The organism is Pseudonocardia yunnanensis (assembly GCF_039534065.1).
Taxonomy (GTDB): domain Bacteria; phylum Actinomycetota; class Actinomycetes; order Mycobacteriales; family Pseudonocardiaceae; genus Pseudonocardia; species Pseudonocardia yunnanensis.
In genome coordinates this window covers 584,743-605,823 of record NZ_BAAAUS010000001.1, presented here as the reverse complement: position 1 = coordinate 605,823, position 21,081 = coordinate 584,743, and the positions used below count along the sequence as shown (strand labels likewise).

23 protein-coding genes and 1 pseudogene are annotated in these 21,081 nt (G+C 67.2%); 13 read left to right on the top strand and 11 right to left on the bottom strand.

The annotated features are described in order from the left end of the window. Window positions 1-267 precede the first annotated feature (267 nt). Window positions 268-876: a DJ-1/PfpI family protein gene (locus ABD743_RS02700; RefSeq protein ID WP_344718415.1), complete on the top strand. Its 609-nt coding sequence runs from the start codon at window positions 268-270 to the stop codon at window positions 874-876. A gap of 75 nt (window positions 877-951) precedes the next feature. Here ABD743_RS02700 and ABD743_RS02695 read toward each other — a convergent pair whose 3' ends face one another. Beyond that, window positions 952-2,355 (bottom strand): MFS transporter, encoded by a 1,404-nt coding sequence (locus tag ABD743_RS02695; protein ID WP_344718413.1) that lies wholly within the window; start codon window positions 2,353-2,355, stop codon window positions 952-954. 110 nt (window positions 2,356-2,465) lie between these two features. Beyond that, window positions 2,466-3,410 carry an SDR family oxidoreductase gene (locus tag ABD743_RS02690; protein ID WP_344718410.1) on the bottom strand — a complete coding sequence of 315 codons (945 nt, stop codon included), beginning with the start codon at window positions 3,408-3,410 and terminating at the stop codon, window positions 2,466-2,468. 196 nt (window positions 3,411-3,606) lie between these two features. Between ABD743_RS02690 and ABD743_RS02685 the strand changes: the two genes are divergently transcribed. Then, complete coding sequence (locus ABD743_RS02685) at window positions 3,607-4,482, top strand: helix-turn-helix transcriptional regulator (protein WP_344718408.1); 876 nt, start codon at window positions 3,607-3,609, stop codon at window positions 4,480-4,482. A gap of 100 nt (window positions 4,483-4,582) precedes the next feature. On the opposite strand, the gene ABD743_RS02680 is transcribed toward ABD743_RS02685, so the two are convergent. Both ABD743_RS02680 and ABD743_RS02675 read right to left on the bottom strand, forming a co-directional pair. Further along, the gene (locus ABD743_RS02680) at window positions 4,583-4,993 is read right to left on the bottom strand and encodes a dihydrofolate reductase family protein (protein WP_344718407.1); all 411 of its coding nucleotides are present in this window, start codon (window positions 4,991-4,993) and stop codon (window positions 4,583-4,585) included. Between the two features lie 58 nt (window positions 4,994-5,051). Further along, window positions 5,052-5,786, bottom strand: a complete 735-nt coding sequence (locus ABD743_RS02675) for a GntR family transcriptional regulator (protein WP_344718405.1) — start codon at window positions 5,784-5,786, stop codon at window positions 5,052-5,054. Between the two features lie 255 nt (window positions 5,787-6,041). Here ABD743_RS02675 and ABD743_RS02670 point away from each other — a divergent pair, with 255 nt between their 5' ends. The 8 genes from ABD743_RS02670 to ABD743_RS02635 all read left to right on the top strand — a co-directional run bounded on the left by ABD743_RS02670 (window position 6,042) and on the right by ABD743_RS02635 (window position 11,814). Next, window positions 6,042-7,181, top strand: a complete 1,140-nt coding sequence (locus ABD743_RS02670) for an alcohol dehydrogenase catalytic domain-containing protein (RefSeq protein ID WP_344718403.1) — start codon at window positions 6,042-6,044, stop codon at window positions 7,179-7,181. 121 nt (window positions 7,182-7,302) lie between these two features. After that, complete coding sequence (locus ABD743_RS02665; RefSeq protein ID WP_344718401.1) at window positions 7,303-8,250, top strand: VOC family protein; 948 nt, start codon at window positions 7,303-7,305, stop codon at window positions 8,248-8,250. Window positions 8,251-8,287: 37 nt separating this feature from the next. Continuing rightward, on the top strand, window positions 8,288-8,749 hold the full coding sequence (locus tag ABD743_RS02660) for an AtaL-like protein (RefSeq protein WP_344718399.1): 462 nt from the start codon (window positions 8,288-8,290) through the stop codon (window positions 8,747-8,749). Beyond that, a complete protein-coding gene (locus ABD743_RS02655) occupies window positions 8,746-9,135 on the top strand; it encodes a nuclear transport factor 2 family protein (RefSeq protein WP_344718397.1) in 390 nt (129 codons plus the stop codon). Before ABD743_RS02660 ends, ABD743_RS02655 begins: the two co-directional genes overlap by 4 nt. A 39-nt stretch (window positions 9,136-9,174) precedes the next feature. Further along, a complete protein-coding gene (locus tag ABD743_RS02650) occupies window positions 9,175-9,888 on the top strand; it encodes a hypothetical protein (RefSeq protein WP_344718395.1) in 714 nt (237 codons plus the stop codon). Between the two features lie 70 nt (window positions 9,889-9,958). After that, a complete protein-coding gene (gene budC / locus ABD743_RS02645; protein ID WP_344718393.1) occupies window positions 9,959-10,726 on the top strand; it encodes a meso-2,3-butanediol dehydrogenase in 768 nt (255 codons plus the stop codon). A gap of 189 nt (window positions 10,727-10,915) precedes the next feature. Then, on the top strand, window positions 10,916-11,266 hold the full coding sequence (locus ABD743_RS02640) for a DUF6092 family protein (RefSeq protein WP_344718391.1): 351 nt from the start codon (window positions 10,916-10,918) through the stop codon (window positions 11,264-11,266). Further along, window positions 11,263-11,814: a nitroreductase family protein gene (locus ABD743_RS02635; protein ID WP_344718389.1), complete on the top strand. Its 552-nt coding sequence runs from the start codon at window positions 11,263-11,265 to the stop codon at window positions 11,812-11,814. The genes ABD743_RS02640 and ABD743_RS02635 overlap by 4 nt, the downstream gene beginning before the upstream one ends. Window positions 11,815-11,826: 12 nt before the next feature. Here the strand turns inward: ABD743_RS02635 and ABD743_RS02630 are convergent, their stop codons facing one another. Both ABD743_RS02630 and ABD743_RS02625 read right to left on the bottom strand, forming a co-directional pair. Beyond that, window positions 11,827-12,261 (bottom strand): MDR/zinc-dependent alcohol dehydrogenase-like family protein, encoded by a 435-nt coding sequence (locus ABD743_RS02630; RefSeq protein ID WP_344718387.1) that lies wholly within the window; start codon window positions 12,259-12,261, stop codon window positions 11,827-11,829. 5 nt (window positions 12,262-12,266) lie between these two features. Continuing rightward, complete coding sequence (locus ABD743_RS02625) at window positions 12,267-12,659, bottom strand: alcohol dehydrogenase catalytic domain-containing protein (RefSeq protein WP_344718385.1); 393 nt, start codon at window positions 12,657-12,659, stop codon at window positions 12,267-12,269. Window positions 12,660-13,497: 838 nt separating this feature from the next. Between ABD743_RS02625 and ABD743_RS02620 the strand changes: the two genes are divergently transcribed. Beyond that, entirely contained in the window at window positions 13,498-14,349 is an 852-nt protein-coding gene (locus ABD743_RS02620; protein ID WP_344718383.1) for a pentapeptide repeat-containing protein, read from the top strand. 30 nt (window positions 14,350-14,379) lie between these two features. On the opposite strand, the gene ABD743_RS02615 is transcribed toward ABD743_RS02620, so the two are convergent. Next, the gene (locus ABD743_RS02615) at window positions 14,380-15,522 is read right to left on the bottom strand and encodes a hypothetical protein (RefSeq protein ID WP_344718381.1); all 1,143 of its coding nucleotides are present in this window, start codon (window positions 15,520-15,522) and stop codon (window positions 14,380-14,382) included. A 505-nt stretch (window positions 15,523-16,027) separates the two neighbouring features. Here ABD743_RS02615 and ABD743_RS02610 point away from each other — a divergent pair. Then, a pseudogene (locus ABD743_RS02610) lies at window positions 16,028-16,255 on the top strand (tyrosine-type recombinase/integrase); the annotation flags it as partial. A gap of 44 nt (window positions 16,256-16,299) precedes the next feature. Here ABD743_RS02610 and ABD743_RS02605 read toward each other — a convergent pair. Beyond that, complete coding sequence (locus tag ABD743_RS02605) at window positions 16,300-17,442, bottom strand: acyl-CoA dehydrogenase family protein (protein WP_344718379.1); 1,143 nt, start codon at window positions 17,440-17,442, stop codon at window positions 16,300-16,302. A gap of 55 nt (window positions 17,443-17,497) precedes the next feature. Between ABD743_RS02605 and ABD743_RS02600 the strand changes: the two genes are divergently transcribed. After that, a complete protein-coding gene (locus tag ABD743_RS02600; protein ID WP_344718377.1) occupies window positions 17,498-18,079 on the top strand; it encodes a TetR/AcrR family transcriptional regulator in 582 nt (193 codons plus the stop codon). Between the two features lie 54 nt (window positions 18,080-18,133). Here ABD743_RS02600 and ABD743_RS02595 read toward each other — a convergent pair whose 3' ends face one another. From ABD743_RS02595 to ABD743_RS02585, 3 genes are all read right to left on the bottom strand, one after another. After that, complete coding sequence (locus tag ABD743_RS02595; protein ID WP_241039903.1) at window positions 18,134-18,415, bottom strand: metal-sensitive transcriptional regulator; 282 nt, start codon at window positions 18,413-18,415, stop codon at window positions 18,134-18,136. Between the two features lie 198 nt (window positions 18,416-18,613). Next, window positions 18,614-19,861 carry a threonine ammonia-lyase IlvA gene (gene ilvA / locus ABD743_RS02590; RefSeq protein ID WP_344718781.1) on the bottom strand — a complete coding sequence of 416 codons (1,248 nt, stop codon included), beginning with the start codon at window positions 19,859-19,861 and terminating at the stop codon, window positions 18,614-18,616. Window positions 19,862-19,910: 49 nt separating this feature from the next. Next, window positions 19,911-20,912 (bottom strand): Gfo/Idh/MocA family protein, encoded by a 1,002-nt coding sequence (locus tag ABD743_RS02585; protein WP_344718375.1) that lies wholly within the window; start codon window positions 20,910-20,912, stop codon window positions 19,911-19,913. Between the last annotated feature and the right edge of the window lie 169 nt (window positions 20,913-21,081).

The following is a 21,081-nucleotide window of genomic DNA, read 5'->3' as shown; positions in this document are numbered from 1 at the left end:
CGATCCGGCGCAGTGCCCACGACGCTAGGAGCGGCCCGTTCCCGCCGCGTTCGTCTCGGTCGCGACCGCTCGCGGAAGCGCCGAACGCCGAACGCCGGTCAGAACGCCGGCTCGGATGGAGAGCACGCCAAGATCGGAGAGTTGGGGACGAGACCCGGTCGGCCGGCGCCACCCAGCCACTTGTCGCCAGTTGGCCGTTGACCCCAAGTCACGGCATCGTCACGGTGTGATCAGGACACGCTGTTCCGCTGGTCAGAGGGAGCTTCAATGCAGGTCGCCGTGGTCACCTTCGACGGGTTCAACGAGCTCGACAGTTTCATCGCATCGGCGGTGATCAACCGGGCTCGGCCGGCCGGGCTCACCGCGTACATCACCACGCCGACGTCGGTCGTCACGTCGATGAACGGCGTCGAGGTGGTCGGGCAGCGTCCCCTCAGCTTCGTTGCCGAGGCCGATGTCGTGCTGATCGGGAGCGGTATCCGCACGCGTGACGTCGTCGCCGACAACGCCCTGCTCGCGGCGCTACAGCTCGACCCGAGCCGCCAGTTCATCGGCTCCCAGTGCTCCGGCGCGCTGGTGCTGGCACGACTGGGCCTGCTCGGCTCGATGCCGGTGTCCACCGACACCACAAGCCGCCCCTTCGTCGAGGACTGCGGCGTCACGGTGCTCGACGAGCCGTTCCACACAGAGGGCACCATCGCCACCGCCGGTGGCTGCCTCGCATCGCTCTACCTGGGTGCGTGGGCGATCAGTCGCACGGTCGGAGAGGACGTCGCACGCGCCGCAGTCGACTACGTCGCGCCCGTCGGCGAGAAGCAGGCGACCGTCGACCGCGTATTCGCTGCCATCCACGCCCCCGCGAACCTGTTGAGCTGAGACGCCCGCATCACGGCGACCGATTCCATCAAGATTTCGGATCTATCGCAGGTCACGACCCTCACACGACACGCCCTACGTGGCCGAGCCGCGCTTCGTCCGGTCCGCCGGGATGAGCGACAGCGCGAGGGCGACGAGGATGAGCGCGGCCTCGCTGACGAACGCGGTCGAGAACTCGATCTCACCCTGCGTGCCCGCGGCTCCGATCGCGATGTCGGCCAGGGTCGCGAGCCCGACCGCACCACCCACCTGCTGCGCGGCATTGACCAGGCCGCTGAGCAGTCCCGATTCGCCTTCCCCGCTGTCGCGCACCGCCATTGCGATGGCGTTGACGAGGCCGAGGCTGAAGCCGCCACCGATCAGTACGAAGGCGCCCATGAGGTGCACGAAGCCGTCGGTCGCCGGGTTCAGCGTCAGCCAGAGGAAACCGGCGAGCAGCAGGGCGAGGCCGGCTGACAGTGCACGGGAGAGCCCGATGGCTCGCGCGACGAGCGGTGCGGTGGCGCTACCCACGATGATCATGAGCGCGAGCGGGATCTGCGCCAGTCCGCTCGTCAACGCGTCCATGCCCAGCACCTCCTGCTCGTACAGGGGCAGGAAGAAGAACATGCTCGAGAGCGTGGCGCCCAGCAGCACCACGATGACGCTCGCCCTGACGACCGGACCCCTGCGGAAGACGACCAGCGGGACCAGGGGGTGTGTGGAGCGGTGCTCGGCGATCACGAACGCCACGAGGAAGGCCAGACCGGCCGCGATGGCGATGAAGGCGCCGGGCTCGCTCCACCGTGATTCAGCGGCGTAGACCATGCCGAACGCGACGGCGCAGATCCCGGAGGTGATGGTGATGGCGCCGAGCGCGTCGAACCGGCCGGACCGGCCTCGGAGCGCCGGCACCGACCGCAACACGATGAGCGCGCTGACGATGCCGAACGGCACCGGGGCCCAGAACACCGACTGCCAGTCCCACACCTGGGTGAGCGTGCCTCCGAGGGAGACGCCGAGCAGACTGCCGCCACCCGCGACAGCGCCCCAGATGCCCACGACACGTGCGCGTTCGGCGGGGGACCGGTGGAGGGCGAGCGCGAGCGCGAGTGCGGACGGCACCACGATCGCGGCGCCGGCCCCCTGTCCGATCCGCCCGGCGATCAACATCGGGCCGCTGACGGCGAGCGCGCAGAAAGCCGATGCCGCGAGGTAGACGGCCATCCCGGCCAGGAACACCCGCCGTCCCCCGAGCACGTCGGCGAGCCGGCCGCCGAGCAGCAGCAGACCGGCGAACGCCACGAGGTAGCTGCTCGCGACGACCGTGAGCTCGGTGGCCGTGAGCTCGAGGCCTTCGCGGATCGCGCGTCCGGCGAGATTCACCATCGCGGCGTCGAGGATGATCAGGAACATGGAGGTCGCGAGACCTGCCGTCGCGACGCCGCGTGGCACCTGTGGTCGGGCCGGCGTGGTGGTGAGTGAGGTTTCCGTGCTCATCGTCTCGTCCTGGGTCGGTGGTTGGTTGCGTCTGGGGAGCGGCAGCGGTGAAAGCCGCACCGGCAGTCGTGGCGCCGAATACCGGCGGGAGGCGCCGCGCGTTGTCCGGTTCAGGCGCTGGGCAACGTGACCTTGGTCAGTTCTTCGGAGACGCGCCAGATGCGCTCGGCGTCCTGGGTGCTGCGAAGTCGGCTGTAGAGGTTCTGTTCGGCGGGGGCGCCGCTGAGGTGTGCGAATCCGCTCGGCCCGTAGAACCGGCCGTCATGAGCTTCCGGGGATGTCGCGGCGTAGAGGGCGGGAAGCAGCGCGGTCTCGACCGTCCCGACGAGGACGCCCCGCTCGGACAGTGCGCGGATGAGGCGCCCGCCGGTGGTGTCCTGGCCGCGGCCGAGGTCGGGGCGAGCGGCGAGCAGGCTCGTCGGAGCGACCCCTGGGTGGGAGAGGTTGCTGGTGATGCCCCAGCCGTCGGCCCGGCTGCGGCGGCCGAGTTCGAGACCGAAGAGCCCGAACGCGATCTTCGACTGGCTGTAGGCGCGCCCGCCGTCGTAGGAACGCTCCCAGTTCAGGTCGTCCCAGTTGATGCCACCCCGGTTCGCCGAGATGCTGACCTGCGAGGTCACCCGTGCACGGCCGGCTCGTAGCAGGGGCAACAGGTGCGCGACGAGAGCGAAGTGGCCCAGATGGTTGGTGCCGAACTGCAACTCGAACCCGTCGGCGGTGATCTGGCGGTCCGGCGGGGTCATGACACCGGCATTGTTGATCAGGATGTGGATCGGCCGATCCTCCTGCAGCAGGGTCCCGCCCAGCGCTGCCACGGAATCGAGCGAGGACAGATCGAGCGCACGCAGCGACACCTTCGCGCCGGGGACCCGCGCGTGGATCCTGGCGAGGGCCGCCTCGCCCTTGCCGGGATTCCGCACGGGCAACAACACCTCGGCCCCAGCGGCGGCGAGCCTCGTGGCGAGGCCGAGACCGACACCGTCGCTCGCGCCAGTGACGACGGCGCGTTTCCCGGACAGGTCGGGAACGGCGATGTCGGGACGTGTGCGTGGCATCTGTTCGCTCCAAAGGTCGGGTCGGTAGGTTCGACCGTCGCCGAGCCGGCCGCTGATGAACAGGGCTCGACGATCCACTGATCCGCCGAGCACGGCTCCCACCGAACCCACCGCCAAAGGGGGGACCGACGATCCGTGGCTGAGCGCGCCCACCGCCGGTAGGAACAACCCAGTTCAGAAAAGAAGGAGACAAGACGTGATCGACCGGGCCGGACTGGCGGCATTCCTGCGGCACCGCCGAGAGTCGCTACAACCCGAGGACACCGGCCTCCCGCGTGGACAACGCCGCAGAACCAACGGGCTGCGACGCGAGGAAGTCGCCGCCCTCTGCCACATGTCCACCGACTACTACGCCCGACTCGAGCGAGAGCGCGGGCCCCAGCCTTCCGAGCAGATGATCGCCTCGATCGCGCAGGGCCTGCACCTCTCGCTCGACGAGCGCGACCACCTGTTCCGGCTCGCCGGGCACCACCCGCCCGCCCGGGGCGCACACAGCGAACACATCAGCCCCGGCCTGCTGCGCGTGCTCGATCGCCTCGGCGACACCCCAGCGGAGATCATCACCGAACTGGGCGAGACGCTGCGACAGACCCCGCTGGGCGTCGCCCTCACCGGCGACACGACCGGATACACCGGCCCAGCCCGCAGCATCGGCTACCGCTGGTTCACCAATCCCGCCACCCGGCAGCTGTACACGCCCGAGGACCACCCGCTTCACTCACGGGTGTTCGCCTCCAGCCTGCGCGAGATCGTCACGCTACGCGGACCCGAATCCCGAGCAGCACACCTCGCCGAGCTCACCCTCACTCAAAGCGAGGAATTTCGAACCGTGTGGGACAACCACGAGATCGGCATCCGCTTCGGCGAGATCAAACGTTTCGTCCACCCCGAACTCGGCGCACTGGAACTCAACTGCCAGACGCTGCTCGACCCGCAGCAGTCACACGCTCTGCTCGTCTACACCGCAGTACCGGGCAGCGAAAGCTACGACAAACTACAGCTGCTCTCCGTCATCGGGACCCAGACAGACCCCTCGGATCTGCAGCACCGGACGTCTCCCCGGCAAGCATGAGGTCGCGACCCGTCAGCCGTAACTCAGGCAAGAGCGCACAGATCGTCGGATCCGAGTTTCGACAAAACACCACACGCTCGACTCAGGTGCTGGACCGCTCCTACTTCCGCACGCGGAAACGGAGCATCGTCACGGGACCTGACTGCGTGTTGCTGAACGGTTCCAGGTCGATTCTGCCGAGGCCCGAGGTCGAGAAGCGCACGCCGTCGCCGAGCAGTACTGGCACGACATACACCAGAACCTCGTCGACGAGCCCTCGCTGCAGGCACTGACTGGCCACGTCGGCTCCGAGGATCTCCAGGTCCTTCCCGCCCGCGGCGGCGCGCGCCGTGGCGACGGCCTCCGCGAGGTCGCAGGTGAGGAACGTGACGCCTTGCTCCGGCTCGTCCGGCGGCCGGTGTGTCAGGACGAACACCGGCCCCCCGTCGTAGTCGGGGCCGGCGATGAAGCCGTCCAGCGACATCGCCCTGTTCACAACGACCTTGCCAAGGCCGGCGTCCGTATCGCTCACACCGGTGGCGAACCGGCGCGAGCCACGAACTCATCGGTGTCGGCGGAAAATCCGCGTGTCATCCCTCCGACAGCAGGAGGTTGAGCGCGGCGCGGGTCGCTGCCGCGTCGAGCCGTGGGGCGATGTCCGCCATGGCGGTGAACGCAGTGCGCGCAAGATGCTGTGCGATGGTCCGCACCGCCAGGTCGTGGTCCCGGTTACGGAACGCCTCGATGAGCTTCTCATGATCTTCATCCCACCGGGCCCACGCCATGGGGTGGCCGAGCTGGGCGAGCCGCAGGAAGCGTTCGGCGCGCTCTCTGAGGCCGCAGATCGAGTCGTGCAGCATGGGAGCGTCCTCGGTCGTGAGGTCATGGAACTCGCGGTGGGCGTGCCGCCAGCGGTTGATGTCCTCGTCGGCGACATGGCGTCGCATCTGCAGCTGCGCCTTCTCGAGTCGCTCCACGAGCTCCGGGGTCGAGGTGCGCACGGAGATGCTCACCGCGACTGACTCCAGCATCACCCGCGAGGTGTAGACAGCGTCGATCTCGCCGGGATCGATCCGGCGGACGACGGCCCGCTGGTCCGGCTTGTTCTCGATCAGGCCTTCCTCCTGCAACAGGCGGAAGGCCTCCCGCATCGGAGTGCGGCTCACGTTGAGTGACCGGGCGAGCGCGGCTTGCAGGATCGGGGTTCCGGGAGGGAGCTCACCGTTGAGGATCATCGCCCGGACGGCGGCGTGGACGTCGAGCGCGAGGTGGCGGCCGGGCCTATCGGTCGCCGGCGTCGACAGATCGGCAAGATCCTCGCTCATGGCCGCAGTGTATCCAGATTGTCGCGGTGTGGGTGAATCTCCGAATCGAGACTTCTCTCGCGAGCTGACAGAAAGCCACCACATGCCCGCCCCTCAATGCAGTCCCGCCTTCCCCAGCAGTGTTTGAAGTGAGTACAGTTTGGCGTTGGAAGGGGGCTGGCGACATGCGATCAAGCGTGAAGATGCTGATACACCCCGGTTAGTCGTACTGCACGGACGAATCGCACCACGCCGCGATGGCCAAGGAGGATCCAGATGTCCAAAACGCTCGCCGGTGCGCAACGTCCCTGGCCCTCCGGCGGACAGCACGTGGACGGCCTGCCGTCACGGATGAGGGCGGTGACGTTCGAACGTTTTGGTGGACCCGAAGTGCTCTCGATCCACGAAGTGGATACTCCTGAGCTGGGTCCTGGTGAGGTGGCCATCCGTGTGGCGGCCGTGAGCGTCGGACGGCTTCTCGACGTCAGGGCGCGTTCCGGGACCCATCCCTACGCAAAGATCGAGCTGCCGCACGTCCTCGGAGCCGAGCACGCCGGAACGGTTGCCGCCGTTGGCGCCGGAGTGGAGTCGGTCCGTGTCGGCGACCACGTCGCGGTGTTCCCCAACCTCAGTTGCGGTGCCTGCGAGACGTGCCTTGCCGGCTCGACGGAGGCGTGCGGTACGGCACGGGTGATGGGCGTCCACACGTGGGGCGCCTACGCCGACTACACGGTGGTTCCGCAGCAGAACGTTTTCGCCGTTCCGGACGGCATCGGCCCCGAGGAGGCCGCCGCTCTCGCGCTCTCAGGGCCGGTCGCGCAGAACCAGTTCGACGAGTCCGGGCTCGTGCCCGGCGAGTGGGTGCTGGTCTACGGTGCCTCGTCCGCCCTGGGGTCGTTGACCGCCGCCCTCGCGGTGCACTGCGGCGCACGGGTCATCGCCGCCTCACGATCGGCCGCGAAACGAGGGCGGCTGCTGGCGCTGCGGGCCGACGCGGTCATCGATCCGACGAACCCGGATTTCGCCGAACAGGTGCGGGAAGAGACGGGCGGGAAGGGTGTCGATCTCGTGGTCGACAACCTCGGTGATCCGGCGATCTGGCTCCGGACCGCCGAGATCCTCGGGGTGCGCGGGCGAGTGGTCACCTCCGGAGCATTCCTCGGCGGGCGGGTCGAGTTGGACCTTCTGACGCTGTACTCACGCTCGCAACGGATCATCGGCGTCAGGAGCGGAAACCTCCGCAGCGCCCGCCGGCTCTGGGATGCGGTAGCAGACGGATTCAGACCGGTGATGGATCGCGCCTATCCCATTTCGCAGGCCGTCGATGCCCACCATTACCTCGAGGGATACGCGAACACCGGCCGGGTCGTGCTCACGACGGCCGACGACGACTGGACTGCGGCCGCGACAGCCTAGAAGGAACTGCCATGGCCTGGTCACTCGTCGTTTTCGTCACCGCCTGCGCCGACGGCGCCGTGCTGCCGGTCGACAGCGGATACCTCGCCGGCTGATCTGCCGGCTCACCGGAAGGTGCTTCATGTCCACAGAATCGAACGAAGCGACCTCAGCGTCGGCGACCCGCGGTGGCTGGCAGGACGCGGCAGCGAGGGTCTCGAAGCTCGGCTACGTCGAGTTCACCACGCCGGACCCGGACCGTCTGGTGGAGTACTACGCGTCCTGCCTCGGCTTCCACGTGGTGGAGCGCTCCCCCGAGGAGGCGTACCTCACCACCGGCTTCGACCACCACAGCGTGGTGATCCGGAGAGGGGACGCCGCAGCCCGCACGGCCGTCGGGTACCAGGTCGTCGGTTCCCTCGATGACGCAGCGAGGCGCATCATCGACGCCGGGTACGAGGGGTCCCGGCGCCGCGACATCGCGCCGAGCACGCCAGACGTTCTGGTGCTGGCCGAGCCGGGCACGGACGTCCCCCTGCACCTCTACGGGTCACAGGAACCGAGCGGCAAGGGCGCCGGTCCCGCCCACCAACCCACCAAGCTCGGTCACGTTGCCGCGTTCAGCCCCAGCCTCGCGCAGATTCAGGGCTTCTACCAGGACCTGCTGGGCTTCCGGTGGTCAGACACCATCGGGGACTTCTTCGTTTTCCTGCGGTGCAACGCCGACCACCACGCGGCGAACTTCCTCGAGAGTTCGAAGTTCTCCGGGATGCACCACGTCGCCTACGAAATGCGCGACCTCAACCACCTGCAGACCACGCTCGACCACCTGGCACGCAACAACTACCGGCTGCACTGGGGTCCCGGGCGACACGGCCCGGGACACAACATCTTCACTTATCACCGGGATCCGGACGGCAACACCATTGAGCTTTTCACCCAGCTCGACCAGATGATCGACGAGGCGAACGGCTACTTCGAGCCGCGCCCCTGGCACGAGGACGTCCCACAGGTTCCCAAGACCTGGGAGGTCGACATCGCCACCGCCAATGCCTGGGGTCCGGTCCTCCCCGAGATCCTCGACCACTGACCCGACGATTCACGTGCACTGCGAGATGGAGGAGTAATTGATCTGCAGTGAGATGAAGCTGCGCGCCAACCCGCCGGGAGCGTCACGTCTCGACCGCGCGCAGATCTGGCAGGGACTCGAGCAGAAGGCGTTGGACGCCGTGCCGTACGTCGAGGCGATCAGTGCCTGCCGTGAGATCGCACGGATGAGCGAGACGCTCTTCGATCGCGAGATCGAGCTTGCCGGCGCCCGCTACGTCGAGCGGGTCTGGCTCGACGAGCCCAACCGGGTCGTCTTCACCCGGCTCGACGGTCCGGTCCTGGGCACCATCACCAACGAGATCCTCGAAGAGAACGGCGAGCTCACGCTTCGGTTCCAGTTCGCCCTGGCGATCCGGCCGGGTGACGAACTGCCGGTCACGGAGCAGGAATTGTCTCTCCAGATGGTCACGGCCTACCAAGCCGCCGTCGAGACGACGCTGGCGGCCGTCCGCGCCCGGATCGCGGGGCCGGCCCGATGACCGGCGCGATGGCGCCGCGGCCGGTTGACGCCCCGGCCTGGTTGACCGACCTCTACACCAAGGTCGACTCCTTGGACACCGAGGCTGTGCTCGCCGGGTTCGCCCCCGAGGGAACCATGCGGTACGGCTCCGCCGCTCCGATGTACGGACACGACGCGATCAGGGCGGGACTGACCTGGCTGTTCACCAGCTACCGCCGGATCGGCCACGAGTTCCTCAACGTCTGGGCCGCCGGGTCGACCCTGCTGGTCGAAGCGACGGTCACGTATGGATGCCTCGACGGCTGCGACGTCGCCGTGCCGGCTCTGACGATCATTGAGCGCCGCAACGGCCTCATCGACGATCTGCACATCTTCATCGATCCGACGCCGGTGCACGTCGGCTGATCGATGATGAAACATTTCGCGCATGAGGAGCAGGACACGGTGAGTACGCGCTCATTGGCGGCGATCCGCGGCGCTGGTGCTCTGGCTGTTTGGAACGACATCCCTGACGAGCTCGAGGATGAGTACAACAATTGGTACACCAACCAGCATCTCCCGGAGCGAGTCGGCATCGAGGGATTCCTGCGCGGACGACGTTTTGTGCGCCTTCCGGCTGCCACAGAGGGCTGCAAGTACTTCACTCTTTACGAGACGGAGTCGATAGCAACGCTCAGCTCGCCGCTGTACATCGACCGGCTCAACGATCCGACCGACTGGACCAAGAGAATGGGGGCAGCCTGTCTCAACGTCATCCGGACCGCATGCACAGTGACAGCGAGCGCCGGGCGCGGCATTGGTGGGATCGTCACCACGGTCGAGTTCGGAGCGCGTCACGATGAAGAGATCGCGCTGCGGACGTGGTTATCCGACAACCTGCTTCCGAAGCTGGTCCAGGAGGCCGACATCGTCGGGGCACACCTGTTCGAGTCCGACCTAGGAGTTACCTCGGCGAAGGACGCGACCGCCGAACAGTGCGCGATGTCGTCGCGCCGGAGTCCTACCGTCCGCTGGTTCGTCCTCATAGAGTCGACGACCGAGGGTGGAGCCCGAACAGCGCTTCAGGCACTGGCCGGAAAAGAACTGTCCCGGCACGGTGCCGAGGAGAACATCGCACCAGGCATTTTCCGACTTCTTACAGCTCTGGATCACCGATAAGCGGCGTGCGAGCCGGTGTGCACGGAGAATGATCATTAAATGCGCTGTATATTAATTGAGGAGACAGTCAATGACGCACGGGCGCTTTGTAGGCAAGGTTGTGGTCGTCACGGGCGCCGGGTCCGGGATCGGGGCGGCGACGGCACACCGGTTCGCCGCCGAGGGAGCGACGGTGGTCGCCGTCGGGCGTACCGCGGAGAAGCTGCAGAAAACCGCCGCGGACGCCGAGGGGACGGTCGAGACGGCTGTCGCAGACATTTCCAACCAGGCCGGTATCACGGCGGTCATCGACGGAACCGCGGCGCGGCACGGCCGGGTGGACGTGCTGGTCAACAACGCGGCGACGGCGGCGATCGGCACGGTCGAGCAGCTGGATCCGGCGGAATGGCGCGAGGTCATGGCGGTCGACGTCGACGGGGTTTTCTTCACCTCTCGTGCGGCGCTTCCTCATCTGCGTGCCGTCGGTGGGTGCATCGTCAACGTCGGTTCGGTGTCCGGGCTCGGCGGCGATTGGCGCCTGGTCGCCTACAACACGGCCAAAGGCGCATTGGTGAATCTGACCAACGCGATGGCGCTCGATCACGCCGCCGACGGCGTGCGTGTAAATGCGGTGCACCCCAGTCTCACCGTCACCGAAATGGCGGCACCCAACCTGGAGAACGAGCAGGTGTTGGAGGCGTTCAAGCAGCGGATTGCGTTGGGCCGACCCGCGCAGCCGTCCGAGGTCGCCGCGGTGATCGCCTTCCTGGCCAGTGACGATGCCTCGTTCGTCACCGGTGCCCAGATCCCGGTCGACGGGGGACTACGTGCCTCCAGCGGCCAGCCTCGCATGTTCTGACGCGTCCCACGGCGCGCCGACACCGACCCCACTGCTCTGCGCCGAACCCGACGTCACCCTGCAGCGCCGTCGCGTCGAGTCGCGTTCCCCCTCGGGCTTCGGCACCCTGTCGTTTGGTCCGGCCGGATCGACCGCGGCACTGGGAAGATGGCGGGCCGCGCCGCAGGCAGCCCGCACGAGGAGGTCGTGATGTCGGACGTTCCCAACGTGGCCGGCCGTGCGCCGCTCGTACTGGACGAGGACGAGGCCCTCGAGCTGCTGGCCTACCTCGTCACAGCAGCGCGCACACAGATCGACGAGGCGGCCGAGTACGGCCCGCTTCGCCTGCTGACGGCCGCCCGGCGCCTAGGGGCGGCGATCGCTCCGCGCGCGTCGGCGTCGACCGCGCAGTTCGTCACGGGGCCGCTGGTCGCGGCACCCGAGCTGGCCGTGCCGCGCGACGGACGGGACGAGTACGCCACCCGGCTCGACGAGCTGTGCCGCGCCCTCGGGGCGCACCTCACCGGCCACTTCACCGGGCAGCCGGGAGCCGCCCCGTGACCGGGCAGGAGGAAGCCGTGCTGGCCGTCATCCGCAGCCGCCGGGTGGTGCGGGCGATGAGCGACGAACCGGTTGCCCGCACGGCGATCGAGACGGTCCTGGACGCCGGCCGCTGGGCGCCGACCGCGGGCAACCGGCACCTGCAGCGCTTCGTGGCCACCGACGACCCCGCGACCCTGCGCGTGCTGCGCATGGTGTCGCCGGGCATGATCCAGCGCCCCGCGGCCGCGATCACGATCTGCACCGACCGTCGGCTGGCCGCGGAGTACGGCTTCCCGCCGGACGCAGCGGGCCTGCACGTCGACGTCGGGACCGCCATGGCGACGCTCCTGCTCGCCGCCCACGCGATCGGCCTCGGCGCAGGCCCGGTGAGCTCCTTCAGCCGAGCCGCGGTGGGCGAAGTGTTGCAGCTACCGGAGGGCTGGGTGCCCGAGGTCATCGTCTGCCTCGGCCATCCCGCGCCCGGGGCGCCGCCGCCGATGCACCCGCGACCCCGCCTGACCTGGCGTGACCTGACCACCTGGGTTCCGCACGAGGCCGGAGCGTGACCAGGCCCGTCGCTAGAACGTGATCATTCCTCGCATGATCCTGCCGTTCAGCAGATCGTCGTAGCCCTTGTTGATCTGGTCGAGCGCATAGGTCGTGGTGACCAGCTCCTCGAGCTTCAGCTCTCCCCGCTTGTACAGCGACAGTAATCGGGGCAGGTCGGCGTGCGGATTGCAGACGCCGAAGACGTTGCCCACGATCTCCTTCTGGCCGAAGATCACGTCGACCAGCACCACCTCGACGTTTGTCACCCGAGGATTGGCTGTGGAAGTCAGGCAGGCGCGGCCGCCCTTTCGGGTCAGCAGCATGAGCGGCATCAACATGTCACCGGTCATCAGGCCGGCCGCCGTGATGGTTCTGTCGGCCATGACTCCCCGGGTGATCTCGGTGACGAGGGGCATGGCCTCGTGAACCACCGCGTACGGGCTGAACGTGCCCAGCAGAGCCATCCGCTTCAGGCCCTGGCCGCGGGCGTGCGTGCGGGCTTGCCGTCGGCGATGGGTATGCCGGCCATGGTCAGCGCGCCGTAGTCGCACAACACCGAGTGCCCGCCGGAGCACCAGCGACAGTGCCCGCAGGCAGGCATGAAGACCAGCGCAACATGGTCACCGGGCTCGAGGCGCGAGACCCCCGGTCCCACCTCGTCGACCACGCCCGCACCCTCGTGCCCACCGACGATCGGCAGTCCGACCAGAATGTCCTGCTTGACCGCGTGGTCGTCGGAATGGCAGAGGCCGCTGGACGCCAGCCTGGCCCGGACCTCGCCCCGCTGAGGGTCGTCGAGCTCCACCTCTTCGACGCTCCACGGCCTGCCGGCCTCCCACAGGATCGCCGCTTCGGTCTTCATGTTTCCCTCCGCGTGCTATGTGGTCGATAGGGAAATCTTCAGTCGGCATCGCATGATCCAGTCGAAGCCGGTGCATCTTTTTGCGGGGCTCGTTGAAAGAGGCGTTCCGATTATTGGACCACGCAGAGGTGGCGACCAGGTAGTGGCCAGCCGCGTCGGCAAACTAGCGGTCCGCCGCAAAACAGGCTCTCGGAGCTTCGTCCGATATCGCGCGAATAGTCCGTGATCGGCCGCCCGGAAAAGCATTTCTGGCTGGAGATCGTCCGGAGGTGTAGTTGGGCTCAGCGCTTGGCCAGGGATCGGGCGATCACCAGGCGCTGGATCTGGTTGGTCCCCTCGAAGATCTGCATGATCTTGAGGCCGGTTCCCCCACGCCTAGGTCGAAGACGACCGGATGCACTCTGACCTGTGCATCAGTAGGTCGAGGTCGGTCATCGCTTGGGAGCCCTGGGCGGCCTCCCACGGCCTGGACGCGGCCTGATCATGGAGCTAGCCCACTGCTAGGTGCGTCAACATGGATCACAGGACCGTCATGACGCTGATCCACCTCCAGCACGTTGGGAACGCCTTGGCCGGAGGCAGAAGCGTTGCTGACGCACGTAGCTGTCGTGGGCTCAGCCCGCCTGGCCGACACTGTGCGACAGGATGCTGCAGGGCGACCCAATGGGTGCCGTAGGTTCCCACCATGAGCCAAGTCCGGTCGCGTGATCGATCCGCGACAGTGGAGCAGGACCGAGGGCCAGCACTGCCAGCAGCAGGACATATTCGAACAGCAGGCCGGACGACGCTTAGGCAGATTCGTCGAATTCCTCGCTTAATCATCCGTCTTGCCATCTCCGTGCTCGGGATAGCCCTCGCTTTTTTGCTCATCTACTTTGCGCTTGGACCGTTATCCCAAGCCGTGCTTGGACCGCTCGGTTCAGAGCTCCGGGGGAAGGAGCTTGCGGACGCACTGGCGAGCACGAGGCAAGCAGTGATAGCGTCGGCCGCCGGGATCGTCGCGGCGATAGGACTGCTTGTCACCGCCCAGACATACCGGGCGTCGAAACGCTCGCAAGAGGTAGACCGATTTGCGAGAGCAGTGACTATGCTTGGATCTGAGAAGCAGTCAGAGCGAATCGGCGGGTTGCTCACAATCGAACATATTATCGACGAACGGCGGCCTGAAGCTCGGGCGGGGACTGAGGCAATCATCGCGTTCATCACCGAGCGGGCCGTATCAGATCCAGATGAACTCAGAGAAAGCAAGTTGAGCCCTAACCCGCAATGGGGCGATCCGGGTAACGAAGTACCGAGCGATGTTAAGACTGCGCTATGGATTCTCGGGCATAACTACCCGCTGCCAAAGCGATTTATGATGGACTTATCGGAAACTGATCTCAGAGGAGCCGGCCTCGCGGGATCGAAGTTCCCGGGAACGAAATTCTTTTACTGCCAACTTCAAGGCGCATCTTTCGTGGGCGGAGATCTCAAGCACTGTCGCCTAGACGGATCTTCGCTCGTGGGAGCCTGGCTTGAGAGAGTGGACCTTCGGCGGGCGACGCTACGCAATGTTGATCTAAGAGGAGCCAACCTCAGGGGCGCAGAAATCGATGCCCGACAGTTGGCATCTGCGATTATCGACGATAGTACAATTCTTGATGACGAGCTAGTTGCTAAGTTAAGAGAACTGCGAGAGAGTCAATCGTGAGGACTGGTGGAGTATTAAGCATATGGCGCACTACAGGGAGATGTCAAGAGATGATGCAGGGTTCACCAGATCAGGATTAGAGGCTGCCGCCACCCTGACGTCTATCTGAATATCGTCAACAGTTGCTTCCACCCGCCACACTCGTCGACCATACTTGCCAGGCAGCAAAACTACGCCAAGCGGCTGAGCTGAATCGCCGTGCGCAAGTGCGAGCAACATGATTACATCATCGGACATGTCGCCCAGAACAACCCACTTATCGGCGACCCGCTTGCGTGATATAACTCGAAGCGTTGGCGAACCATCTGCGCCCGTTGTCGCGCTCATTGGGTAGACTTCAGAAGTCAATAGCGAGAACACTGATTCACAGAACTCTACAAAAACACGGCTCTTGTTATGCTTCTCGATAGAGTACTGAAGTCTTCCCTGCAGGGGATATCCGCCGTTTTGCCTCGGCAAAACGGTCCCCCTGAGGTCGCGCATGGCCTTTTCGATCGACTCTTCCGTGGTCGCACTTCTAGTGGTCACATTCTGAAAGGGTCCGTGCGTCTTGCTCGCCTTCCCGGATGCCCATTCGAGTTGGCGCATCCAACCGGGCCGCTGCATGTTTTCTGAGATTAAAATAGCAAGCGCCAATTCACGGTCGACCCTCTGTTGGGCGGCCAGCCTGACCGTAATTGCGATATGCTCTCTCGGGATCGATTTTAACAGATCTCCGGCTGGCGGCATTGCGCCTTGAGAGCTGGTCGTCCACTTGTTGATATAAGAGTAAGCCAGGGCGGCTACGACGCCAGTCAAAAGCACTTCTACATACTTATCAAACCCTGGAATGTACTGCCGGAACCCGGTGCTCAGAATTCCGCCTGCAACCGCAACGGCTATCGACATTAGGAAGATAACAGTGTCGACTAACGCCTGACGCAGGGTTAGCTGCGAGCGGAACGCGGCACTTGCGAGGCTACGGATAGATGTCGATGCGGCGTGCAAGATTCCGAGCAATAAAGCCGCCAACATGTACACGTCCGGCTGATTGGCGGAGACCGCAGCCACCAACATGCCGGCGACGAGAACGGGGCCAAAGCGAAAGAGGACGTACCGATACCACTTCTGTGAGAGTTTCCCTGAAAGCGGATCTGATGACGAATAGTAATTCGAAGGCCATTTGGTGCTCACCAGCGAATAAAATAGTATGAGCAGGACAGCTGCTGTCGCCGCTTGAGGTAGAACGGCTAGTACTGCGGACACTTTACTCCAGCTTCAATGGCACTCTATTGGTCCGGGCACTGCCGGTGTGAGCGCGTGCACCGTACTGGGTGGGGGCAAGCAGACGCCTCCATCCCCCGCGATCCTGGCCTGCACTTGGCGGGGCTGGGCGGTGTAAGCCCGGAACCCCCGATCCCGCTCCCCGACCATCGCCCTGCTCGCGCGTGTCCTGCTCACCTGGACCACTGGCGGGATCGGGGCGCGCAGCGGGGTTGACGCCGTTCGGGCTCGCTAAGACGATCTGCGGCCAGCGGGGATGACCCTCGCTCGCGTCGACCAGCTTCCTCTTGCCGGCGCATGGCCGGCGGCCCTCAGGCGCGCGGCCGCCTGGAGTCGCCAGGTGGAGGGACGGACGCGCATGCCGTCCGGCGCAGTCCGGCCCGTCCCCGGCAGGGGACGGCTTGACTACCGCAAACGGGCCGACGGTATGCACGCCCTCCGACACTTCTACGCCTCCGTCCTGCTCTCGCCGGGCGTGTCAATCAAGGAACTTGCCGACTACCTCGGGCACGCCGATCCCGGCTTCACCCTGCGCACCTACACCCACCTCGTGCCGTCCAGCTACCAGCACGCCCGGGCGGCCATCGACGGTGTCTTCGGCCCGACGACCGGCGAGAGCCCAGACGGCCTGACGGCGGCCTGATCATGGAACCAGTGGGGGAGGGCCAGAGTGGCAGGATCGATGATCTAGCCCTTGGCCAGGGATCGGGCGATCACCAGGCGTTGGATCTGGTTGGTCCCCTCGAAGATCTGCATGATCTTCGCCTCGCGCATGTAGCGCTCCACGGGGAAGTCGCGGGTGTAGCCGTAGCCGCCGAGCACCTGCACCGCGTCGGTGGTGACCTTCATGGCCGCGTCGGTGGCGACGAGCTTGGCGACGCTCGCCTGCCGGCTGTAGTCGCGGCCGGCGTCGCGACGGCGGGCGGCGTCGAGGTAGGTGGCGCGGGCGGAGTCGACGGCGGCTGCCATGTCGGCGAGCAGGAAGCCGAGGCCCTGGTGGTCGATGATCTTCTTTCCGAACGTGGTGCGCTCGTGGGCGTAGGCCACGGCGGTTTCGAGAGCTGCGCGGGCGAGGCCCGTGGCAACGGCGGCGATGCCGAGGCGTCCCGAGTCGAGGGCGGCGAAGGCGATCTGCAGGCCCTGGCCCTCCTTCCCCACGAGTCGGTCCGGCTCGAGCACAGCGCCGTCCCAGTGCGCTGTCGTGGTGGGGATGGCGTGCAGGCCCATCTTCTCCTCGGGCTTGCCGAAGGAGAGACCCTCGGCCGCTCCCGGCGCGAGGAAGCACGACACGCCGCGTGAGCCCTCCGACGTGCGAGCGAAGAGCGCGTAGAAGTCGGCCTTGCCGCCGTGGGTGATCCACGCCTTGGTGCCGGTGATCCGGTAGCCGTTCTCCACCTTCTCGGCACGGCAGGTGAGGGCGGCGGCATCGGAACCCGCTTGCGGCTCCGACAGGCTGTAGCCGCCGATCAGCTCACCGGCGAGCATCCGCGGCAACCAGCGTTCCTGCTGTTCCAGCGAACCGAAGGTGGCGAGCGGGAAGCACGAGAGCCCGTGCACGCTCACTGCGATGGCGACCGCTGCCCACCGCGCGCCGAGCTCCTCGAGGACCTGGAGGTAGACCTCGTAGGGCTGGCCGCCGCCGCCCATCTCCTCGGGGTAGGGCAGTCCGAGGAGTCCGGCCTGGCCCAGCGTCGCGAAGAGGCCGTCCGGATAGGTCTCGGCGCGCTCGTGCTGCTCGACGCGGGTGGCGAGCTCCTTGTCGGCGAGCTCGCAGGTCAGTGCGAGCAGGTCCTCGGCCTCCTGGGTGGGAAGCAGCCGATCGACGGCCATCGGGACTCCTAACGGTACTGAGATAGATACGTCAGTACCGTTTAGGATAGCCGCCATGTCGACCCCCGTCAGGCGTGGTGCGGCCCGCCGTGAGCAACTTTTCGACGCACTCGAAGAGCTGTTGCTGGCCGAGGGCTTTGCGCACTTCACCCTCGACGACCTCGCCGCGCGACTGCACTGCTCGAAGCGCACCCTGTACGCGCTCGCGGGCAGCAAGGAGCAGCTGGTCCGTGCCGCGGTCGTGCACTTCTTCCGGGGCGCCACGGAGCGCGTCGAGGCAGCCCTGGCCGCGCAGGCCGACCCGCGCCGGCGAGTGGGTACCTACCTCGGCGCCGTCGCCACCGAACTGGCGCCGGCATCGCCCCGGTTCGTCGAGGACGTCGCTGCTTTCCCGCCCGCCGCGGAGGTGTACGCGCGCAACACCCGGGCCGCGGCCCGGCGTGTGCAGCAACTGGTCGACGAGGGGGTGGAGGCGGGGGTCTTCCGTGACGTGCACACCGGGTTCGTGGCGGACGTCGTGACGTCGGTGATGGTGCGCATCCAGCAGCGGCAGGTGGCCGCGGCGACCGGACTGGACGACGCGGAGGCTTACGCGCGCCTCGCCGAACTCCTGCTGCACGGCCTCGGCGTCCCCTGACGAGCGGCACGTCCGCCCAGTCCTACCGAGCGACAGTGCCGCTCGTCAGGGAGCTCAGGAGCGGACGAGCCGGGCGATCGCGTCGGACGCCTCGCGCACCTTCTGGTCGGCCTCCTCGCCGCCCGTGGCCGCGGCCTGGACGACGCAGGTGGCGAGATGCTCGTCGAGCAGTTCGAGCGAGAATGCCTGAAGCGCCTTTGTGGCGGCGGCGACCTGGGTGAGGACGTCGATGCAGTACTTGTCCTCCTCGACCATCCTCTGCAGGCCGCGGATCTGCCCCTCGATGCGGCGTAGCCGCTTGAGGTAGGCGTCCTTGTCGCTGCTGTAGCTGGCCATGCCGCCGAGGCTACACCCCCAGGGGGTACTGGGACCAGGAGTCGCGGTGGCGAGCCCGAGGCCGCGGAGCCCCCCTCGGTTCCGCGGCCGTCGAGCCTGCCCGATACAGTTCGTACCGCAATTGACCCCACCGCGTCACGGTTGTCCGGGGTCGCAAGATGAGACAGTCCCTCGGGTGGGGGAGTCGCGGATCAGGGGTCAGACGAGGAATCTGTACGCCGTGGTGCCCGGCGCCACCAGCTGAATCTTCAGCGGGCTCGCCTCCATCCGCTTCCACAGCGGCTCGTACCCGTCGCGGTCGGACAGCTCGATTCCGCACAGCGCTGCGCCGGTCTCGCGGTTGTCGCGCTTGACGTACTCGAACAGCACGATGTCGTCGTCGGGACCGAGTACCTCGTCGAGGAAGCGGCGCAGCGCGCCCGGCTCCTGCGGGAACTCGACGAGGAAGTAGTGCTTGAGCCCGCGGTGCACCAGCGAGCGTTCCACCACCTCGGCGTAGCGGCTCACGTCGTTGTTTCCACCCGACAGCAGACAGACCACCGTGTCGTCGTGGTGGATGTCGAGCCCGTCGAGCGCGGCCGTGGCCAGCGCGCCTGCCGGTTCGGCGATGATGCCGTCGACCTGGTAGAGGTCGAGCATCTCGGTGCAGACGCGGCCCTCGGGGACGCTCCTGAGCTCGGCTCCGCAGTCGCGCACCAGCGGGAAGCTCACGTCGCCGACCCGGCGCACCGCGGCGCCGTCGACGAACGAGTCCAGCTCGGGCAGCACGGTGGGGGCGCCGGCAGCCAGCGCGGCGGCCATGCTCGCGGCGCCTGCCGGCTCCACACCCACGATCCGGACGTCCGAGTGGTGCGCCGCGAACCAGCCGCCCACTCCGGCGAGCAGCCCGCCGCCGCCGACCGGCACCACGACGACGTCGGGTGCGCGGCCCAGCTGGGCCACGATCTCGATGCCCACCGTGCCCTGACCGGCGATGGTGCGTGGGTCGTCGAAGGCGGGTACGACGGTGGCGCCGGTGCGGACGGCGTAGTCGGAGGCGGCGGCGGCCGCCTCGTCGTAGGTGTCGCCGCCGACGACGAGCTCGACCGCGTCGCCGCCGAGCGCAGCGATCCGTTCGCGCTTCTGCCGCGGTGTGGTGCTCGGAACGTGCACCCGGCCGTGAATCCCGAGCTGCCGGCAGGCGTACGCCACGCCCTGGCCGTGGTTGCCCGCGCTGGCGCAGACCGCGCCGGCAGCGCGCTCGTCGGCATCGAGCTGGGCCAGGAGGTTGTACGCACCGCGCAGCTTGTACGAGCGTCCGACCTGGAGGTCTTCGCGCTTCAGCCACACCTGGGCGCCAATGGCGGTGGTCAGGCGTTCGTTGTGCAGCAGCGGGGTCTGGCGGGCGACGCCGGTGAGCCTGGTGGCCGCGGCGTCGACGTCGGCGGCGGAGAACACCTGGTCAATCCTCCCCCTGTGGCGCGTCACACGTGCCACGAGGGTCGGCTCGCCGCTCTCAGAGGCGAGTACGGGGCCGTGGCGGGAGCCCTGCCGCGCTGTAGCAGGCGTCGATGAGCTCCGCCGTGGCCACGGCGTCGTCGGCATCGGTGGGCACCGGATCGCCCCCGCGCAGGTGACCCGCGAAGGCCTCCAGCTGGTAGGCGTAGGACGGTCGGCGACCCAGTTCCTCGACGCGTTCGGCGCCGTCGGCCGTCACCGTCACGCGGTCGTCGCGGTGGGGCAACACGAAGTTGGCGGCGCTCACCTCGCCGCGGCTGCCGATGATCCGGGCGGTCATGCGGTTCTCCGGGGCCGTCATCGAGCAGCGGACGGTGCCCGTGGCTCCGCCGGGGAAGTCCAGATCCGCATCGAGCCACTCGTCCACGCCGGTGTTTCCGGCGCGCTCGCCGGCCCGGGCGGCCACCACCCGGGGCTCGCCGCCCGCCAACGGCGCCAGCGCCCGGTGCATGTGCAGTCCGTAGCAGCCGACGTCCATCGTCGCGCCGCCTGCGAGCGGGAACGACCACCGCAGGTTGCCCACAGGGGGCGGCGGGATCATCATGTCGATCTCGACGCGGCGCAGCTCACCGATCTCGCCGGACGCGAGTACGTCGAGCAGTCGGCGTGCCACCGGGTGGTACAGGTAGTGGAAGCCCTCCATGACGACCACTCCCGCGCGGGCGGCGGCGTCGCGGACCTCGCGGGCCTCCGCCGCGTCACTGGCCGAGGGCTTCTCGGTGAGCACGTGCTTGCCCGCCGCGATCGCCGCGAGGTTCCACGGCCCGTGCAGTCCGTTGGCCAGCGGGTTGTAGATCACCTCGACCTCGGGGTCGGCGACCACGTCGGCATACGAGTCGAGCACCCGCTCGACGTCGTGCTCGGTCGCGAAGGCCTTCGCCCTGGTCTGGTCGCGCGCGGCGACCGCCACGAGTCGGGCGCCGGTGAGACGGGCGGGTTCGACGATCGCGGCGGCTGCGATGCGTGCGGCGCCGAGGACGCCGATCCGGAGAGGTTCCACGTCCTTGATCCTGCCTCGACGTCGGGTTCACCTCGCCAGAGGCCCGCGGATGACCATATTCGTCCTGATTGAGTTTCATCTGGCCGATAATTGCCGTTATCTCGAAACATCGAGGACTGTTTTCTCGGCGACGCGCAGCGTTATGGTTGCTGCTGCAATTCCGGGCGGG

Excerpts from the sequence above, each read along its gene's own strand:
- ABD743_RS02700 (WP_344718415.1), top strand. The coding sequence starts at position 268 with ATGCAGGTCGCCGTGGTCACCTTCGACGGGTTCAACGAGCTCGACAGT.
- ABD743_RS02695 (WP_344718413.1), bottom strand. The coding sequence starts at position 2,355 with ATGAGCACGGAAACCTCACTCACCACCACGCCGGCCCGACCACAGGTG.
- ABD743_RS02690 (WP_344718410.1), bottom strand. The coding sequence starts at position 3,410 with ATGCCACGCACACGTCCCGACATCGCCGTTCCCGACCTGTCCGGGAAA.
- ABD743_RS02675 (WP_344718405.1), bottom strand. The coding sequence starts at position 5,786 with ATGAGCGAGGATCTTGCCGATCTGTCGACGCCGGCGACCGATAGGCCC.
- ABD743_RS02670 (WP_344718403.1), top strand. The coding sequence starts at position 6,042 with ATGTCCAAAACGCTCGCCGGTGCGCAACGTCCCTGGCCCTCCGGCGGA.
- ABD743_RS02665 (WP_344718401.1), top strand. The coding sequence starts at position 7,303 with ATGTCCACAGAATCGAACGAAGCGACCTCAGCGTCGGCGACCCGCGGT.
- ABD743_RS02655 (WP_344718397.1), top strand. The coding sequence starts at position 8,746 with ATGACCGGCGCGATGGCGCCGCGGCCGGTTGACGCCCCGGCCTGGTTG.
- budC (WP_344718393.1), top strand. The coding sequence starts at position 9,959 with ATGACGCACGGGCGCTTTGTAGGCAAGGTTGTGGTCGTCACGGGCGCC.
- ABD743_RS02640 (WP_344718391.1), top strand. The coding sequence starts at position 10,916 with ATGTCGGACGTTCCCAACGTGGCCGGCCGTGCGCCGCTCGTACTGGAC.
- ABD743_RS02630 (WP_344718387.1), bottom strand. The coding sequence starts at position 12,261 with ATGGCTCTGCTGGGCACGTTCAGCCCGTACGCGGTGGTTCACGAGGCC.
- ABD743_RS02625 (WP_344718385.1), bottom strand. The coding sequence starts at position 12,659 with ATGAAGACCGAAGCGGCGATCCTGTGGGAGGCCGGCAGGCCGTGGAGC.
- ABD743_RS02605 (WP_344718379.1), bottom strand. The coding sequence starts at position 17,442 with ATGGCCGTCGATCGGCTGCTTCCCACCCAGGAGGCCGAGGACCTGCTC.
- ABD743_RS02600 (WP_344718377.1), top strand. The coding sequence starts at position 17,498 with ATGTCGACCCCCGTCAGGCGTGGTGCGGCCCGCCGTGAGCAACTTTTC.
- ABD743_RS02595 (WP_241039903.1), bottom strand. The coding sequence starts at position 18,415 with ATGGCCAGCTACAGCAGCGACAAGGACGCCTACCTCAAGCGGCTACGC.